Origin of the sequence: Actinomadura sp. WMMB 499, from assembly GCF_008824145.1 — a bacterium.
Taxonomy (GTDB): domain Bacteria; phylum Actinomycetota; class Actinomycetes; order Streptosporangiales; family Streptosporangiaceae; genus Spirillospora.
Genome location: NZ_CP044407.1, coordinates 5,330,246 through 5,347,088, shown reverse-complemented (window position 1 = coordinate 5,347,088; position 16,843 = coordinate 5,330,246). Strand labels below are relative to the sequence as shown.

Sequence of the window (16,843 nt, the reverse complement as noted above, 5' to 3'; positions counted from 1 at the left end):
CTGCCTTTCTAGCGGTATTCGGGGTTTTCGAAGTCGAAGCGGCACCCGGCGTCCCATGCGGATCGCTGGTTCCCGTGCGCGGGGATCCCGCCGGCGTCCTTGAGCAGCCGGGCCAGGTGCAGCAGGTTCCACGTCATGAACGTGGCGTTCCTGTTGGTGAAGTCGTTCTCGGGCCCCCCGGACCCTGGATCGAGGTAGGAGGGTCCGGGTCCCGCGGCTCCGATCCAGCCGGCGTCGGCCTGCGGCGGGATCGTGTACCCGAGGTGCTGGAGGCTGTAGAGCAGGTTCATCGCGCAGTGCTTGACGCCGTCCTCGTTGCCGGTGAGGAGGCACCCGCCCACGCGGCCGTAGTACGCGTACTGCCCGGCGTCGTTGAGCAGTCCGGAGCAGGCGTAGAGCCGCTCGATGACCAGCTTGGCGACGGAGCTGTTGTCACCGAGCCAGATCGGACCCGCGAGGACGAGGATGTCCGCCGCGAGCACCCGCCGGTAGATCGACGGCCAGGCGTCGGTCTCCCAGCCGTGCTCGGTCATGTCCGGCCAGACTCCGGTGGCGATGTCGTGGTCGACCGCCCGGAGATGATCGACCTCCACCCCCTGCTTCTCCATGATCGCCGAGCACACCTCGATCAGCCCCTGCGTATGGCTGCGTTCCGGGCTCTTCTTCAGCGTGCAGTTGATGAACAGCGCGCGTAGATCGCCAAAGTGCATACGTCTCAGTGCCGCGAACCCCTCGAGCGTTACAGCCCGTCCTAAGAAAAACCGGGGCCGGGTGCCGGTACGCCCGGCGGAGTAGCCGAACCTGCGTCGAGCGTCGGACGACAAGGCGGGCGGGCGTGCCGAGGATGTGCATGATGACCGACCGTCGACATCGGGTGAGAGTCATGGACGTTTTCAGTACCGCCGGGGTTCCGGCACGGGAAGGGTTCGCCTTCTGGCGCGAGGTGAACGCCAAGACATGGGCACCCAGTGATGCGCGCTGTGACCCGCACTTGGAGGGCCGGTTCCAGGCCCAGGTCAACACCGCCGAGTTCGGGGCCATCGAAGTTTCACTGATGACCACGACGCCTTACTCGATGAACCGAACCCCCAAGCTGATCCGCCAGTCCGACCCCGAAGCGTTCAAACTCTGCGCCAGCGCGTACGGGCGCGACATGTTCACCCAGGACGGCCGATGGGCGAACATCGGGGCCGGGGACCTGCTCCTGTGCGACACCTCGCGCCCCTACCAGGGCCGGATGGCGCCCGTCCCCGCGGTGCGGACGGTGATCCTGCAGTTCCCGCACGCTCTGCTGCCGCTGCCCGAACGGGACCTGCGGCGCCTGACGGCGGTCCGTATCCGGGGTGACCGGGCCGCGGGGGCGCTCGCCTCGAACTTCCTGATGCACCTGGCCCTGCGGATGGACGAGTTCGGCCCGGCCGAGGGAGCCCGCGTGGCCGGTCTGACGCTCGACCTGCTGACCACCGTGCTGGCGGGCATGCTGGACGCCCGGCGGGCGGTGCCGTCCCCCGCCCGGCGGCGCGCGCTGCTGGTGCGGATCCACGCGTTCATCGAGGCGAACCTCGGTGACCCGGACCTGACGCCGGGGATGATCGCGGCGGCGCACCACATCTCGCTGCGCCAGCTGCACAAGCTCTTTCAGGTCGAAGGGAACACGGTCGCCGCGTGGATCCGCGAGCGGCGCCTGCGGCAGTGCCGCCGCGACCTGGCCGACCCCCGGATGGCCGCCCGGACGATCGCCGCGATCGCCGCCCGCTGGGGGTTCGGCAGCCCCGCGCACTTCAGCCAGGCCTTCCGCGGCGCCTACGGCGTCTCGCCCCGCGAGTTCCGGCGGGAGCACGCGCGGGCGCACGCGGACTGACGCATGGCGCTCCGGGAACGGTCAGGTGGTGGCGAACCCGGGCGGGAAGCCGCCGGTGGCGATCGGGCCCCAGTGCTCGATCGTGATGCGGATGAGGGACTTGTTCTGCCGGGCCATGGCCTCGCGGTACTCGTCCCAGTCCGGGTGCTCGCCCGCGATGCAGCGGTAGTAGTCGACGAGGCCGTCGAGCGCGTCGGGCATGTCGAGGACCTCGGCGCGCCCGTCGACCTGGACGTACGGGCCGTCCCAGTCGTCGGACAGCACGCAGATCGACGCGGCCGGGTCGCGGCGGGCGTTGCGGGCCTTGGCGCGGTCGGGGTAGGTCGACACGACGATGCGGCCGTCGCCGTCCACGCCGCAGCTCACCGGGGACATCTGCGGGCTCCCGCCGGTCCGGGTGGTGACGAGCACGCCGCGGTGGCGGGTGCTCAGGAACTCCAGCAGCGCGGGACGATCGACGCGCTCGGCGGTGGCGATGCGTGGCATGCGGCTCTCCCGTATCCGGTTCGGACGGCGAACCTCCACCTCATCACAGCCGGCACCCCGACGAGTCCGCCCGCTCCGGGCATGTCCGGACAGTACGCTTGGCCGATGTTCTCGCCCCACGGCCCGTCGCTGCGCGAACTGGCGGTCCAGGCGCTGTCCTCGGTGGAGGACGGCTACGACCTGCTCGCGCCGAAGTTCGACCGGACGCCCTTCCGCACCCCGGACGCCGTGCTCGACGCGACCGCCGGCGCGCTGCGTCCGCTCGGCCCGTTCGGCGACGGGCTGGACGTGTGCTGCGGCACCGGCGCGGGCGTGCGGGCCCTCGAACCGGTGTGCCGGGGGCGGATCACAGGCGTCGACTTCAGCGAGGGCATGCTCGCGCAGGCCCGCGAGGCGCATCCGGACGCCGCGTGGGTCCGGGCGGACGTCCGGAACCTGTCCTTCGCCGGGGAGTTCGACCTCGCGGTCAGCTTCGGGGCGCTCGGGCACGTGCTGCCGTCCGAACGTCCCGCGCTGTTCGCCGGGGTGCACCGCGCGCTGCGGCCCGGCGGGCTGTTCGCCTTCCCCATCGGCGCGCCGCAGCCTCCCACGTCGGGCCTGTACTGGGCGCTGCTCGGATTCGATCTGGCCATGCGGGTCCGGAACGCCGTGTGGCGTCCCCCGTTCGTCATGTACTACCGCACCTGCCCGCTGGGCGCGGTCCGCGACGATCTGGCGGCCGCCGGGTTCGACGTGGAGACCGTCCCGCTGGCCGCCCTGGGCCGACGTGCGGACGGCGGCCCGCGCTACCGGCTCGTCCTCGCGCGGCGACCCGGCGCACCCTGACGGACGCGGCAGGAGGGTTGACCTCGGCGATCGCGGTAATCCTTCCCCGGCGGTGAACGGAGGCCCCGGCGGCAGGAAGGATCTCCCATGAAGATCGTGGTGGTCGGCGGTACCGGCCTGATCGGGTCGAAGGTCGTGGCGTGGCTCGGAGAGCACGGCCACGACGCGGTGGCGGCCGCGCCGAGCACCGGCGTGGACACGCTCACCGGCGAGGGCCTCGACGGCGCCCTCGCGGGCGCGTCGGTGGTGGTGGACGTGTCGAACTCCCCGACGTTCGAGGACGAGGCGGTGCTGCGGTTCTTCGAGACCTCCACCGGCAACCTGCTGGGCGCGGAGAGACGGGCCGGGGTCGGTCACCATGTCGCGCTGTCGGTGGTGGGCACGGGCGACCGGCCCGACGTCGGCTACTTCCGCGCGAAGCTCGCCCAGGAGCGGCTGATCAGGGAATCGGGCGTCCCGTGGTCGATCGTGCACGCGACACAGTTCTTCGAGTTCGTCCCGCGGATCGCCGACGGGGCCGCAGACGGGGAGCGGGTCCGGATCCCGCCGGTGCGGTTCCGGCCCATCGCGGGCGGCGAGGTCGCCCGGACGGTCGCGCGGGTGGCGGCGGGCGAGCCGCTGAACGCGGCGATCGAGATCGCCGGGCCGCGGCAGTACCGGATGGACGAGTTCTTCCGGGAGGCGCTCGCGGCGCTGGGCGACCCGCGCGAGGTCGTCACCGACCCGGACGCGCGCTACTTCGGGGCCGTGATGCGGGACGGGGATCTCGTGCCGGGCGACGGCGCGGCCCTCGGCGAGATCGACTACGCCGACTGGTTGAAGGCCGGTCCGACGGTTTAGGGAGGCGTCACGCGGGCTGGAGTTCGGCGGGCCGCCGCTCCCGGTCCCGGACCGGCCGCGTGACCTGCTTGGCCAGGCAGGACGGCATGCCCTGCTCCGGGACCGGGGCGGTCTGCCCGGCGGCGTCGCGGCGGTAGACGCTCGGCGGCACCCCGACCAGTTCGGTGAAGCGCGTGCTGAAGGTGCCCAGCGACGAGCAGCCCACCGCGAAGCAGACGTCGGTGACGCCGAGGTCGCCGCGGCGCAGCAGCGCCATCGCCCGCTCGATCCGCCGCGTCATCAGGTAGCTGTACGGCGACTCGCCGTAGGCCTTGCGGAACTGCCGGCTCAGGTGCCCGGCCGACATGTTCGCGCCGCGCGCGAGGGCCTCGACGTCCAGCGGGCGGGCGTACTCGCGGTCGATCCGGTCGCGGACGCGGCGGAGCCGGGCGAGGTCGCCGAGCCGCTGCGCCCGGGCGCGGGCGCGCCCCCATTCGGGCATGCACATCGGACGGGTCCTTTCGGCCGGAGGGGTCAGCGGAGTTCCTGGATGCGGATCAGGTTGCCCGCGGGGTCGCGGAAGGCGCAGTCGCGGATGCCGTAGGGCTGCTCGGTCGGCTCCTGGACGACCTCGCCCGCACCGGCCCGCACCCGCTCGAAGGTGCCGTCGAGGTCGCGGGTCGCCAGCAGGATCCAGCCGTAGGTGCCCTTGGCCATCATCTCGGTGATGGTGCGGCGCTCGTCCTCGGTGACGCCGGGGTCGGTGGCGGGCGGCGCGAGCAGGATCGACGTGTCCGGCTGGCCGGGCGGCCCGACCGTGATCCAGCGCATCTTGCCCTGCCCGACGTCGTTGCGGACCTCGAAGCCGAGGACGTCGCGGTAGAAGGCCAGCGAGGCGTCCGGGTCGTCGTGCGGAAGGAAGCTCGTGTGGATGGTGATGTCCATGACGATCAGGCTAGGCGCGGCCGCGTGACCTGCGCTTCTCGATTCCTGACCGGTTCGGGGGCCGTGGGCCGCGGCCGACCGTTTCTTTGCCGTGGCGGTCCGGTTGGAGCCCGGCAGGCCGGGTACGGCTTGCCACAAATATTCGTATATCACCTGGTCACGGAGGGATTCTCATGACTGGGACGATGCGAGCCCCCCGCAGCCGGGGCATGATCAGCGGGCTTCTGCTGGTGCTGCTCGCACTGTGGGGCGGGCTCATTCCGTTCATCGGGCCCTACTTCGACTTCGGCTTCGGATCGAGCGACGCTTGGGTCTGGAGCAATGACTGGCTGGTCCTGTCCGTCCTCCCGGCGATCGCCGTGGGGCTGGGCGGGCTGATCCTGCTGTTCACCAGGAACCGGCCCTTCGCCCTGGTCGGCGGCTGGCTGGCCGCACTGGGCGGGCTGTGGTTCGTCGTCGGCACCATCATCGCCGCGCTCTGGAACATGGGCGTGGGGACGGGCCTCGGCGGCCAGGCGCGGCAGATCACCGAGCAGCTCACGTTCTTCCAGGGCCTCGGCGCGATCATGATCGGGCTGGCGGCACTGGCGCTCGGACGCTTCCTGGTGGTCGGCGTGCGCGACGCCCGGCGGGCGGCGGCCGAGCGTGCCGTGGGCGACCGCGGGGACGAGCGCCTGCCCGGGCGCGCCGACGACCGTGTCGGCGACCGCGACCGCCTGCAGGACCGCGGGGACGACCGGTCGCGGGAGCACGCGGACTCCGAGGCGACCGCCGTCCCGGCGCAGCGCAAGCGGGGCCACTTCCACCTCGGCAGGCCGAAGGCCGGTGCCGGTGCCGGGAAGAACCGGCAGGACGCACCGCGGCGGCGGGACTGACGAGCCGCTCACGCGGGTCCGGCGCGGCGGGCGTCCGGACGGCCGGCGCGATGGCGCGCACGGGATTCTCTGACGCGGCAACTACGATTGCCTGGGTCGATCGAGAGCCCGTGGAGGTCGGACAGATGACATCGCCGCGCAGGATCGGCGCGCCGGACGCCAAGAACCGGGCGGCACTGCTGGACGCGGCGGAACTGCTCATGCTCGAAGAGGGGTACGCGGCGGTGACGTCGCGGCGGGTCGCGGCCAGGGCCGGGCTCAAGCCGCAGCTCGTCCACTACTACTTCCGCACGATGGACGAGCTGTTCCTGGAGGCGTTCCGGCGCCGCGCCGAGGAGGGCGTGGAGCACCAGGCGCGGGCGCTCGCCGCCGAGCAGCCGCTGCGCGAGCTCTGGGCGTTCAGCACCGATCCGGCTGCGACCGCGCTGACCATGGAGTACGTCGCGCTGGCCAACCACCGCAAGGGGCTGCGGGACGAGATCGGCCGCTACGCCGAGCGGATGCGGGCGATGCAGGCCGAGGCCATGGAGCGGCTCGCGGAGCGGTACGGGGTCGACCTCGGGGAGTTCCCCGCGGCGTTCCTGTCCGCGCTGCTGACGAGCCTGTCGCGGCTGGTCACGATGGAGAAGTCCCTCGGCATGTCCCTCGGGCACGCCGAGACCGACGAGATCGTCGAGCGCTACCTGCGGCGGCTCGAGGGCGAGCCCGGACGGGCCCGGACGGCCGAACCGTCCGGGCCCGTCTGATCGGCTTCGGCGGCCGGTCGGTCGGCGGGGCCGGTGTCGGGGAGGCGGCCCGGCTGCGTCGCGGACTTCGGCGGCGTCTCGCCGCGTGATGGCGCTCACCGCATCGGGGCGGTGCGCCCCCCTTCGTCGATCATGCCCGGATCGCGGCAGATCACCGCGGCCCGCTGTCCCGGGGGTTCCGCCGGGCCGGTGCCGGGACGAGGTCAGCGCTGGGGCGGCGGCTGCTGGGGGTGCGGCTGCTGCTGGGGATGGGGCTGGGCCTGCTGCTGCGGGGGCGGGAGGTGGCCGCCGGGCTGCTGCCAGCCTCCCGGAGGCACCTGCGGCGCGGCGGCGCGGGTGCCGGACGCCTGCTGGAAGCCGAGGCCGATGAGGACGAACGCCACCCCGGCGACGATGAAGTTCAGCATCGTCGCGAGCTGGATCTGGATCTCCGCCTTGTCGCCGTCGGGCTCGTCGACCTTGGCACCCGCGACGAGCGTCCCGAACATGGCGAAGGCGATGAGGAGGACGCCGATCGCGGCGCAGACCACGAAGACGGGGCTGATCTTCTTTCCGGGCATTCACGAACAATAGCGACTCCAAGCGCGACGCCGCGTCAGGGCGGCTGTTTCGGACTGCCCGAATCGGGGGCGTTTGCGACAGCGCGCTGCGGGGATGCGGCGCCCATGCGTCGACCTCATCGCCTGATCCCGGACAACACGCTCTTCCTGCTGGCCGAGGGGTACGCGTGGCTGCCCGCCCGCTTCCGGAGGACCGACCGGCAGGTCGTCCGTACCCGGCTGCTGGGGAAGCCCGCGGTGGCGCTGCGCGGACCGGACGCCGTGCGGTTCTTCTACGGTGAGGGCCACGTGCAACGGCGCACCGCCCTCCCGGAACCCGTCCTCAGCACCCTTTTCGGTCATGGGAGCGTGCAGACGCTCGACGGGCACGCGCATCGGGTCCGCAAGGAGCTGTTCATGACGCTCTTGGACGACCCGGAAGGCATCGACGGGCTCGTCGCGCACGTCCGGGCGGCTTGGGACGAGCTGGTGCGGTCGTGGGAGCAGAGTTCGCGCGTCGTGCTGTTCGACGAGGCGAGCCGGGTGCTCGCGCGGGGGGTGTGCCGGTGGGCGGGCCTGCCGCTGAACGACGCCGACGCCGACCATCTCGCCCGCGACGTGACGGCGATGGTGGACGGGTTCGCCACCCCCGGCCCCCGGCACTGGCGGGCGCGGGCGGCGCGGCGGCGGCAGGAGGCGTGGGTCGCGGGCCTGGTCAGCGAGGCGCGGGCGCGCTCGTCCGGGCAGGACGGCGGCCCGCCGGCGCGGTCGGCGGTCGCCGCGGTGGCCCGGCACCGGGACGCGGACGGGCGGCCGCTCGATCCCCGCACGGCCGCGGTCGAGCTGCTGAACATCGTCCGCCCGACGGTCGCGATCGCCTGGTTCGTCACGTTCGCGGCGCACGCGCTGCACCGGTGGCCGGAGCATCGCGAGCGGCTCGCGTCCGGGGACGACGCGTTCGCGACGGCCTTCGCGGACGAGGTGCGGCGGTTCTACCCGTTCGCCCCGTTCGTCGGCGGCGCGGCCGTCCGGAGCATGCGCTGGCGCGGCGAGCGGATCCCCGGCGGGGCGCTCGTCCTGCTCGACCTGTTCGGGCAGAACCACGACCCGGGCCTGTGGGACGAGCCGTACCGCTTCGACCCCGGACGGTTCGACCCCGCGCGGTTCGCCGCCGGCGGCACCGAGACCGCCCCGGACGTCCTCGTGCCGCAGGGCGGCGGCGATCCGCGCACCGGGCACCGCTGCCCGGGCGAGCGGATCACCGTCGAGGTGCTGAAGGTCCTCGCCGTCCGGCTCGCCCGGCTGCGGTACCACGTGCCGCCGCAGGACCTCGACGTCCCGCTGCGGCGCGTCCCGACGCGGCCCCGCAGCGGGTTCGTCATCGGCGGGGTGCACGCGGCCCCCGCGCCGCGCGGCACGGGCGCTCACCGAGCGTCATGACCACCTGTTTGACCAGCGCAATCCAGGTTAGAAGGGGTGAAAGCTCTCCAATTCCGAAGGGGGAAGTCATGGCGGAACGGAGAGAAGAATCCGCGGGACACCGGGAAGAGCCCGCGGTGCGGCGGGACGAGTCCGCGGGGCGCCGCGCGGAGTCCGGGGGACACCGGGCGGAGTCCGTCGCGTCCGCGGCTCCAGGGGTCCGCGAGCTGGAGCGTGACGAGTTCGGCGTGTGGGAGGACCGGACGCGGGTGTTCCTGCAGCCGGTCGCCGCACCGTCGATCCTCGGGCTCTTCGGGCTCGCGGCCGCGGCCATGATGGTCGGTGCGTGGCAGGCGGACTGGTACGGGAACCCGACCACGCCGCTGGTGCTGTCCCTCTTCGTCCTCACGTTCGGGGGGCTCGCGCAACTGCTGGCGGGCATGTGGTCCTACCGGGCCCAGGACGGCCTGGCCACCGCCGTGCACGGCCTGTGGGGGGCGTTCTGGCTGGCCTGGGGGCTGATGTGGCTGCTGATCGCCACGGGCGTGTTCCCCGTCGCGCTGGCTCCCACCTTCGGCACGACCAGCCCGGCGTTCGCGTTCTGGTTCGTGGTCCTGGCGCTCGTCACCGGGTTCTGCGCGGTGGCGGCACTGGGCCGGAACATGATGCTGACGCTGCTGCTCGCGGCGCTGGCCGTCGGCGCCGGATTCACCGCCGCGGGGTTCTTCGCGGGGTCGACCTGGCCGCTGCGCATCGGCGGCTGGCTGTTCGTGGTGGCCGCGGCGATCGCGGTCTACACGGCGGCGGCGATGATGATGGAGAACACCGTCGGCCGGACCGTGCTGCCGCTGTTCAAGACCCGCAGGGGCAGGTACGTCCCCGAGGGGCCCGGTCCGAGCAGGCCGCTGGAGTACCGCTACGGCCAGCCCGGCGTCAAGATCGGCCAGTGAGCCGCGCGTTTCCCGACTCCATGCCGCTCCCCTCCGGTTGCGGCATGGGGTCCACCCGCGGCACGGGGTCCGCTTTGGTGCCTCGTGTCGGATTTACCGTTCCGCTCCCTTATCCTGGGCCGCACATGACCCACGACGCCCAGAGGGAGCGGGTATGGCAGCGAGGATCCGGCGGACGGCACGGCGGGCGTGGCGACGGGTCTCCATGGCCTACCTGCACGCCTGCGCCCGGGACGACGCGGCGGGACGCGGCGTCGACGTGCCGAGCGGCGTCTGGGTCTGCGAGCGCTGCGAGCAGGCACTGCTCGAGCTCGCCTCGTTCAAGGAGCACGTCCGCGTCGCCCATCCGATCTGAGTCGCCCGCCCGGTCCGGCGGGCTCGACCGGCGGGCGCGACCGGGTGGCGCGCGCGAGCGCGCCTCCCCCACCGGGACGGCGGCGTGTGGCAGGATTTGATCACGATTTCATGGTCATTTCTCGTACTTTGTTGAGTCTCATCGCATAGAACCGGATACATGCGCCTCACACGTCGAAGGTTCCTCGTCCTCGGTGGCGCCGCCGGGCTCACCGGCGGCGCGGCTCTCGTCAGCGGGACGGCGAACCCGCGCGGAGCCGAGACCCCCGCCGCCGCTCCCGCCACCGGCCCGTACGTGACGATGCCGGAGCTGCGGCCCCCGGCGATGTCCGCGCGGCGCGGCGGCGTCCCCGAGAAGGGACTGCTGTTCGTCGGCCCGTTCCGGGGCACCGCGCACGCCGACGGCCTGATCGTCGACGACGAGGGCGAGCCCGTCTGGATGCGGCCGTCCCAGCTGACGATCACCGACCTGCGCGTGCAGGAGTACGAGGGCCGTCCCGTCCTGACGTACTGGGAGGGCGAGCGGCGCACCGGCGGCTACGGCTGGGGCAACGGGATCATCCTCGACACCTCCTACCGGAAGATCGCCGAGGTGCGCGCGGGCGGCGGCGCGGGCGTCCACGTCGACCTGCACGAGTTCCGGCTCACCGACCGGGGCACCGCGCTGATCGTCGCGTATCCGCTGGTCCGGGCCGACATGCGCGCGGTCGGCGGCCCGCGGGACGGGCACGTCTTCGACAACCGGGTGCAGGAGATCGACATCCGGACCGGCCGGGTCCTGTTCGACTGGAGCGCCCTCGAGCACATCGACATCGCCGAGACCGTCACCCCCCTCGCCGACAACGCCGACGGGACGGACGGCAAGCCCTTCGACCCCGTGCACGTCAACTCGGTCGAGGCGGACGGCGACGCCCTCCTGCTCTCCGCGCGCAACACCAGCGCCCTCTACCGGATCGACCGGCGGACCGGCCGGATCCGGTGGCGGCTCGGCGGCACCCACGGCGACTTCGAGCTCGGCGAGGGCGTCGAGTTCCACTGGCAGCACGACGCGCGCCGCCGGCCCGACGGGACGATCACGCTGTTCGACAACGCGATCACCGAGAAGGAGACCGGCTCGTCCCGCGGGATCGCCCTCAAGGTCGACGAGCGGGCCGGGACCGCCGACCTCGTGTGGGAGTACACCGACGACGTCACGTTCGCGCACTACATGGCGAACATGCAGATCCTCCCCGGCGGCAACGTGCTCCTCGGCTACGGCTCCACCGCCTCCGTGATCGAGTACACCCCGGGCGGCGACGTCGTCTACGAGCTCAAGACCGGCCAGTCGTCCTACCGCGCCTACCGGCACGCGTGGACCGGGCGGCCCGAGACGCCCCCGCTGGTCGCGTCCCGTCCGGTGTCCGGCGGCATGCGGCTGTACGCGAGCTGGAACGGCGCCACCGAGGTCGCCGCGTGGCGGTTCCTCACCGGGCCGTCCGCGTCCCGGCTGTCGCCCGCGACGACCGTCCGGCGCTCCGGCTTCGAGACGTCCGCGAAGGTCGACCGGGCCGCGTCCGCCGTCGCCGTCGCGCTCGACGCACACGGCGCCGAACTGGGTCGCTCCGCCCCGCTCAGCACGCGCGACGGCGCGAACACCGCCGTCTGACGCGGCCGCCATACCCGGCTCCGGCCGCGGGCCGGCGGGTCAGTCGATGAGGCCGCCCATGCCCCGGCCGAGCAGCACGACGCCGATGACCAGCAGCAGCACGGACGTCACCGTGGCGCTGTTGCGCTCCAGCCACTCCCGCAGGCCGTCCAGCGGGCCTCGCATGCGGTCGGGGGCCGCGACGTAGGCGATCACCGGGGCCGCCACGGTGCAGACCGCGAGCACGGTGAAGGCGGCGACGGCCACGATCTGGAGGCCGGCCCCGAGACGGCCCTGGGAGACGGTGACGCCCGCGGCGACGCACATCGTCAGGTTCTTCGGGTTCAGCGCGGACAGCAGGAACCCCAGCGACGCGGCGCGGGCCGGGGTGAGGCGGTCGATCGTCCTCGTCCAGCCCGGCAGGTCGGCCGCGGCCCCGTGGCGGGGACGGTCGGTCCACTGCCGGATCGCGAGCACCAGCGCGAGCACGCCCAGCAGCAGCACGATCACCGAGACCGGTGTCTTCGGGTCGCCGGTCGCGGCGGTCGTCCCGATCGCATCGGCGATCAGCACCAGCACCGTCGTCGCCGCCACGACGCCGGCCGTCCAGCCGGCCAGGAATCCCGGGCCCGTCTCGCGCGCCCGGGGCGCCAGCAGCATGAGGACCACCGCGATGATCGGGATCGGGCTGACGGCGATCCCCACCGCCAGCGGCAGCAACGCTCCGATGACCTCGCCCATATCGCCCCCCGGCTCCGACCGCTCCGGCGCCCCCGGCGCTCCCCGGCCTGGACGAGCGGAATACCCGGCTCCGGGGCGATGATTCGGGTGCGATAACACCGGAGACGACGAATCGAGGACCCCGCCGACCGGGTAGATAATGCCAATTTTTGACTAAGCACCATTCAAGTCGATTTTGAACCGGTTTACGTGCTATGTCGCGACGGAATGATTTCCGCACGGTTGAGATCGGCCTCGCGTGAGGAGTCCTGATGACGACCAAAGCGACCCACGGTTCTACTCCCGCACAGGGTGCGCGGCGGCTGCACCGCACGTCCGGCTGGCTCGCGTTCGCGGGCACGGTGGCGCTGGTGCTCGGCGCGTTCAACGTCATCAACGGCCTGGTGGCCCTGTTCAACGACGAGTACTACCTCGTCGGCGCGAACGAGATCCTGATCTTCGACTTCACCACGTGGGGCTGGATCTGGCTCATCGCCGGCATCGTGCAGATCGCCGTGGGCGCGGGCATCCTGAGCGGCAGGATGTGGGCCCGCGCGGCCGGCGTCGTCCTCGCCATCCTCGCCGCGATCGGGCACCTGGCCTTCCTGGCGGCGTTCCCGGTGTGGTCGGTGCTGACGATCGCGCTGTGCGTCCTTCTCATCTACGCCCTCACCGCCCCGCCGCCCGGCGCGCGGGCCGGCTGACCGGACGCGCCGAACGTCCGGACCTCCCTGTCCGACGACGACGAGCGGCACCTGCGCGACGCGGTCGCGGCCGCGCGCACCCACCAGCCCGCCTGACCCGCCCGGAGGCCCCGCGCACCGACCGTCCGTCCGTCCGTCGCCCCGGACGGACGGACGCGCCGGGCACGGGGTCAGCCGGTGAAGCCCTTCGACTGCCCGTTGAGGGCGCGGAGGCGGTCGAGTTCGCGGCGGTCGCGCTTGGTCGGACGGCCGGTACCGCGGTCCCTGCGCACCGGCATGAACGCGTCGCGCGGCGGCGGGGGCGGGCTCTTGTCGGTCAGGCACTCCGCCGCGACCGGCGCGCCGACCCGCTTGCGGATCACCTTCCGGACGACGACGAGGCGCTCGCGGCCCTCGTGCCGCAGCCGGATCTCGTCGCCCGGCTTCACCGCCGTCGCGGCCTTGGCGCGCTCGTCGTTCACGCGGACGTGCCCGGCCTTGCAGGCCGCCGTCGCCTGCGAACGCGTCTTGATCAGCCGCACGGACCAGAGCCAGAGGTCGATCCGCACCGACCCGTCTTCTGCCATGGTGCCGACTGTAGCCAAGGGCCGCCCCCTCCGGTCACTCCATTTTCCGCCGCCCCGCCGGGCCCGCCCGTCCGCCGGATGATGGACGGACGGACGGCACCCGGCGGTCGTGCTCAGCGGTGGTGGCCCCGCGTGCGGAGGCCGTGGCCGTAGCGGAACAGCGGGTCGTAGTCGCGGTCGCCGATGTTGATCGGTTCCTGGGCCTCGGTGCGCGGCCAGGAGACCGGGAGCTTCCCGGTGAACGGGCGGCGGCCGAACAGGACGTCCGCGACGCCTCCGCCCTCGCTGCCGGGCAGCCAGGACATGACGAACGCGTCCATCTCCGGCAGGAGGTCGGTCACGATCTGCGGGCGGCCCGCGACGTCCAGGACGACGCAGGTCTCGATGGCGGCGCAGACCTTCTCGACGTTCGCCCGGTCGGCCGCGGAGAGGTTCAGCGTGTGGCCGTTGCCGACGTCGCCGACGCCCTCCGCGTACGGGGTCTCGCCGACCACGACGACGCCCACGTCGGCGCCGTCGGTCGGCGCGGACGCGTCGGCGCTGTAGGTGACGTCGCCCGCGTGGCCCTCGATGCCCTCCAGGATCGTGGTGCCGGGGATGATGTCGCCGGACTGCCCCTGCCAGGTGACGGTCCAGCCGCCCGCCTGGTTGCCGATGTCGTCGGCGTTCACCCCGGCGACGTAGATGTCGTCGCGGCGGTCGAGGGGCAGTGCCCGGCCGTCGTTCTTCAGCAGCACCTGCGACTTCGCGACGGCCTCGCGCGCGACGGCCCGGTGCTCGCGGGAGCCGATCCGGGACGCGTTCGTCCGGTCGGTGTACGGGCGCTCGAACAGCCCGAGCTCGAACTTCGCGGTCAGGATGCGGCCCACCGCGTCGTCGATGCGGGACGTCGCGACGCGTCCGGCCTCGACCTCGGCGATCAGCGTCTCCACGAACTGCGGAGCGTTGTAGGGCTCCATGAACATGTCCACGCCCGCGTTGACGGCGGTGCGGACCTGCGTCGGGTAGTCGCCCGGGATCTGCTTGATCGCCTCCCAGTCGCTGATCACGAAGCCCTCGAAGCCGATGCCGCCCTTGAGGGCCCCGGTCAGCAGTTCCTTGTGGGCGTGCATTTTCAGCGGGTCGCCCTCGCCATTCTCGGTCCAGTCGACGCTGGAGAAGGACGGCATGACGCTGCCAACGTCGTACTTCTTGATCGCCCGGATGTACGGGACGACGTTCGTCCTCCAGAACGACTTCCGGTCGGTGACCGTGACGCCCTGGTCGATCGTGTACGTGCCGGTGGTGGACGATCCGAACCTCGTGTCGCCGTCGCCCGCGAAGTGCTTGGCGGTCGCGAGGACGTGCTCGCGCTCGTCCAGGTCACGGGACGGGCGGCGGCCCTGGTAGCCCTCGACGGCGGTGGTCATGCTCGTGACGAGCCGCGGATCCTCGCCGAACGCCTCGTACGTGCGTCCCCAGCGGAGGTCGCGGGACACGCAGACGCACGGCGCGAACGTCCACTGCGGGCCGGTCGCGCGGGTCTCCTCGGCGGTGATCTCGGCGGCGCGGCGCACGAGCGCCGGGTCGCGGGTGGCGCCGAGGCCGATGTTGTGCGGGAAGACGGTGGCGCCGACGAGGTTGTTGTGGCCGTGCACCGAGTCGACCCCGTAGAGCAGCGGGATCTTCAGGCGCGTGCCGACGGCGCGGGCCTGGAACCCGTCCACCATGTCGGCCCAGCCCTCGGGGGTGTTCTCGGCGGGCGTCGAGCCGCCGCCCGACAGCACCGAGCCGAGCCCGACACGGCCGATCATCTCGGGGTCCCCGGCGACGGCGGCGCGTTCGGCCTGCGCCATCTGGCCGGCCTTCTCGGCGAGCGTCATCCTGCCGAGCAGGTCGTCGACGCGCTCGTCGACGGGACGGCGAGGGTCGAGGTAGGGGGCGGTCCGTTCCTGGGCCACCGCGGGCTGGGCCGCGATGGCCGACGGCACCGCCGTGGTCACCGCCAGCGCGATCATGATCCGCCCGATCCGGGTGGCGGGTCTGAGGGGGTGTCGCAAGTCGTCCCTCCGTGGGTCGCTTCCGCGACGCCGCGCGGCCCGGACGGACCGCGCGGCCGGCGACCGGGGGCACTCGCTCGCCCGGACGGCCGTGCACCCGGTGCCGGCTCCGCGTCACCGTGAAGGTCACCCGGACGGAGATCATCTGTCAAGAAGGGGGGCGCCCGCGAACGGCGGGGCGGCGTGGCCACACCCGGCCGCGCCGCCCTCCCGGACACGGGCGTGGACTGGTGGAGGCGGCCCGGACGGGCCGCCTCCACCAGTCCACCGGCTCCGGGCCCGGCTAGCGCTTCCCCCGCGCGGGCTGCTCGCCGCGCGCCTCGTCCTCGCGGGTCACCTCGACGCGCTCCTTGCGCAGCTCGCTGCGCACGGTCTGCTCGTCCTCGACCCGCTCGGTGCGGATCCGCACCCGCTCGACCGGGACCGCCTCCTTGGTCACGACCGGCCGCTCCTCGTAGAGCACGATCTCCTTGTCGTCCTCGGTGATCGTCACGCGGGTGCCCGGCTGCACCTCGCCGACCGGCTCCCGATCGACCTTGATCTCGTCGTGCCCGCACGGCACCGTCCGCTCCACCATCTCGGTCTCGATCCACTTGCGCACCCGCACGCGTCCGGCCTCGTGCCGCTCGGTGCCCACATGGATCTGCTCCTCGCAGCGGACGATCTCCGTCACCGGGGTCTCGGCGCCCGTTCCGGCGGTCGTCCCGGCCGTCGCGCGCTCCGCCTCGGTTCGCGTCCGGTCGGTGCGCGTCCGGTCGGTGCCCGTGCGCTGCCCGGGCATCGCCGAACCGGCCCGGGCGTCGGGAGCCGCGGTGCCGGCATCGCGCTTCGTCCGGTCGGGGCGGACGGCCATGCCCGCGGCACCCGCCGCCCCGGCGGCCCCCGCGGCGCCCGCGGCGCCGGTGGTCCCGGACGGTGCGGCGCGGCCTTCGGCCCGGCCCTCGGCCGGGGTCTCGGGGCGCTCCCGCCCGGCCTTCTCGCCGGTCTCGCCCCCGGTGCGGCCGCCCGCCGGGGGGCGCACCCCGTAGTGCCGGTACAGGTCGACGATCTGGGCGTGGGACAGGTGCTCGTCGGCGTCGACGTTCGGCGCGCCCTTGATGGTCTCCTTGTCGTAGGGGACCTGGAGCATGTCCGCTTCCTTGTGCGAGCCCGTCAGCGGCACGAAGCTCTCCCGCATCCCGAACCATCCGGTGTGCACCGTGATCCACTCGGGGGAGCCGGAGTCGTCGTTGAGGTAGACCTGCTTGATCGTGCCGACCTTGGTCCCGTTGGTGTCGGAGACGCTCATTCCCATGAGCTCCCGCACCTGTGTCTGTGTCTGCACGTTGAACACCTCTGTTTCCGTGACCGCGTCCGGATGGCGGGAGGCTG

General features: G+C 72.8%; 19 protein-coding genes. 10 read left to right on the top strand and 9 right to left on the bottom strand.

The window, feature by feature from the left end; all coding sequences use genetic code 11:
* Positions 1-8: 8 nt before the first annotated feature.
* Complete coding sequence (locus F7P10_RS23880; protein WP_151012402.1) at positions 9-710, bottom strand: flavodoxin family protein; 702 nt, start codon at positions 708-710, stop codon at positions 9-11.
* A gap of 134 nt (positions 711-844) precedes the next feature.
* On the opposite strand from F7P10_RS23880, the gene F7P10_RS23875 reads away from it, so the two are divergent.
* A complete protein-coding gene (locus tag F7P10_RS23875) occupies positions 845-1,861 on the top strand; it encodes a helix-turn-helix domain-containing protein (protein ID WP_368077493.1) in 1,017 nt (338 codons plus the stop codon).
* 21 nt (positions 1,862-1,882) lie between these two features.
* Here F7P10_RS23875 and F7P10_RS23870 read toward each other — a convergent pair whose 3' ends face one another.
* On the bottom strand, positions 1,883-2,347 hold the full coding sequence (locus tag F7P10_RS23870; protein WP_151012398.1) for a PPOX class F420-dependent oxidoreductase: 465 nt from the start codon (positions 2,345-2,347) through the stop codon (positions 1,883-1,885).
* Between the two features lie 105 nt (positions 2,348-2,452).
* Between F7P10_RS23870 and F7P10_RS23865 the strand changes: the two genes are divergently transcribed.
* Entirely contained in the window at positions 2,453-3,172 is a 720-nt protein-coding gene (locus F7P10_RS23865; protein ID WP_151012396.1) for a class I SAM-dependent methyltransferase, read from the top strand.
* 87 nt (positions 3,173-3,259) lie between these two features.
* Positions 3,260-4,012, top strand: a complete 753-nt coding sequence (locus F7P10_RS23860) for an SDR family oxidoreductase (protein ID WP_151012394.1) — start codon at positions 3,260-3,262, stop codon at positions 4,010-4,012.
* Positions 4,013-4,019: 7 nt separating this feature from the next.
* Here F7P10_RS23860 and F7P10_RS23855 read toward each other — a convergent pair whose 3' ends face one another.
* Both F7P10_RS23855 and F7P10_RS23850 read right to left on the bottom strand, forming a co-directional pair.
* Positions 4,020-4,499 carry a helix-turn-helix transcriptional regulator gene (locus F7P10_RS23855; RefSeq protein ID WP_151012392.1) on the bottom strand — a complete coding sequence of 160 codons (480 nt, stop codon included), beginning with the start codon at positions 4,497-4,499 and terminating at the stop codon, positions 4,020-4,022.
* Between the two features lie 26 nt (positions 4,500-4,525).
* On the bottom strand, positions 4,526-4,936 hold the full coding sequence (locus F7P10_RS23850) for a VOC family protein (protein WP_151012390.1): 411 nt from the start codon (positions 4,934-4,936) through the stop codon (positions 4,526-4,528).
* 173 nt (positions 4,937-5,109) lie between these two features.
* Here F7P10_RS23850 and F7P10_RS23845 point away from each other — a divergent pair, with 173 nt between their 5' ends.
* Positions 5,110-5,811: a DUF418 domain-containing protein gene (locus F7P10_RS23845; protein WP_151012388.1), complete on the top strand. Its 702-nt coding sequence runs from the start codon at positions 5,110-5,112 to the stop codon at positions 5,809-5,811.
* Positions 5,812-5,936: 125 nt separating this feature from the next.
* Positions 5,937-6,557 carry a TetR/AcrR family transcriptional regulator gene (locus tag F7P10_RS23840; protein ID WP_151012386.1) on the top strand — a complete coding sequence of 207 codons (621 nt, stop codon included), beginning with the start codon at positions 5,937-5,939 and terminating at the stop codon, positions 6,555-6,557.
* A 203-nt stretch (positions 6,558-6,760) separates the two neighbouring features.
* Here the strand turns inward: F7P10_RS23840 and F7P10_RS42650 are convergent, their stop codons facing one another.
* Entirely contained in the window at positions 6,761-7,117 is a 357-nt protein-coding gene (locus tag F7P10_RS42650) for a hypothetical protein (RefSeq protein ID WP_176611634.1), read from the bottom strand.
* Between the two features lie 105 nt (positions 7,118-7,222).
* On the opposite strand from F7P10_RS42650, the gene F7P10_RS23830 reads away from it, so the two are divergent.
* The 4 genes from F7P10_RS23830 (at position 7,223) to F7P10_RS23815 (ending at position 11,464) form a co-directional block, all read left to right on the top strand.
* Positions 7,223-8,536, top strand: a complete 1,314-nt coding sequence (locus F7P10_RS23830; protein WP_151012384.1) for a cytochrome P450 — start codon at positions 7,223-7,225, stop codon at positions 8,534-8,536.
* A 68-nt stretch (positions 8,537-8,604) separates the two neighbouring features.
* Positions 8,605-9,465 (top strand): acetate uptake transporter, encoded by an 861-nt coding sequence (locus F7P10_RS23825; RefSeq protein ID WP_176611633.1) that lies wholly within the window; start codon positions 8,605-8,607, stop codon positions 9,463-9,465.
* A 154-nt stretch (positions 9,466-9,619) separates the two neighbouring features.
* Entirely contained in the window at positions 9,620-9,820 is a 201-nt protein-coding gene (locus tag F7P10_RS23820; protein ID WP_151012380.1) for a hypothetical protein, read from the top strand.
* Positions 9,821-9,979: 159 nt separating this feature from the next.
* The gene (locus F7P10_RS23815) at positions 9,980-11,464 is read left to right on the top strand and encodes an arylsulfotransferase family protein (RefSeq protein WP_151012378.1); all 1,485 of its coding nucleotides are present in this window, start codon (positions 9,980-9,982) and stop codon (positions 11,462-11,464) included.
* Positions 11,465-11,503: 39 nt separating this feature from the next.
* Here F7P10_RS23815 and F7P10_RS23810 read toward each other — a convergent pair whose 3' ends face one another.
* Positions 11,504-12,184: a GAP family protein gene (locus F7P10_RS23810; protein WP_151012376.1), complete on the bottom strand. Its 681-nt coding sequence runs from the start codon at positions 12,182-12,184 to the stop codon at positions 11,504-11,506.
* 251 nt (positions 12,185-12,435) lie between these two features.
* Here F7P10_RS23810 and F7P10_RS23805 point away from each other — a divergent pair, with 251 nt between their 5' ends.
* Positions 12,436-12,867, top strand: coding sequence for a hypothetical protein (locus F7P10_RS23805; RefSeq protein ID WP_151012374.1), 432 nt, complete (start codon positions 12,436-12,438; stop codon positions 12,865-12,867).
* 170 nt (positions 12,868-13,037) lie between these two features.
* Here F7P10_RS23805 and F7P10_RS23800 read toward each other — a convergent pair whose 3' ends face one another.
* The 3 genes from F7P10_RS23800 to F7P10_RS23790 all read right to left on the bottom strand — a co-directional run bounded on the left by F7P10_RS23800 (position 13,038) and on the right by F7P10_RS23790 (position 16,796).
* Positions 13,038-13,433 carry an RNA-binding S4 domain-containing protein gene (locus F7P10_RS23800; protein ID WP_151012372.1) on the bottom strand — a complete coding sequence of 132 codons (396 nt, stop codon included), beginning with the start codon at positions 13,431-13,433 and terminating at the stop codon, positions 13,038-13,040.
* Positions 13,434-13,546: 113 nt separating this feature from the next.
* On the bottom strand, positions 13,547-15,472 hold the full coding sequence (locus F7P10_RS23795) for a glycoside hydrolase family 3 protein (protein WP_254715982.1): 1,926 nt from the start codon (positions 15,470-15,472) through the stop codon (positions 13,547-13,549).
* Positions 15,473-15,755: 283 nt separating this feature from the next.
* Positions 15,756-16,796 (bottom strand): DUF2382 domain-containing protein, encoded by a 1,041-nt coding sequence (locus tag F7P10_RS23790; protein ID WP_151012370.1) that lies wholly within the window; start codon positions 16,794-16,796, stop codon positions 15,756-15,758.
* Positions 16,797-16,843 lie beyond the last annotated feature (47 nt).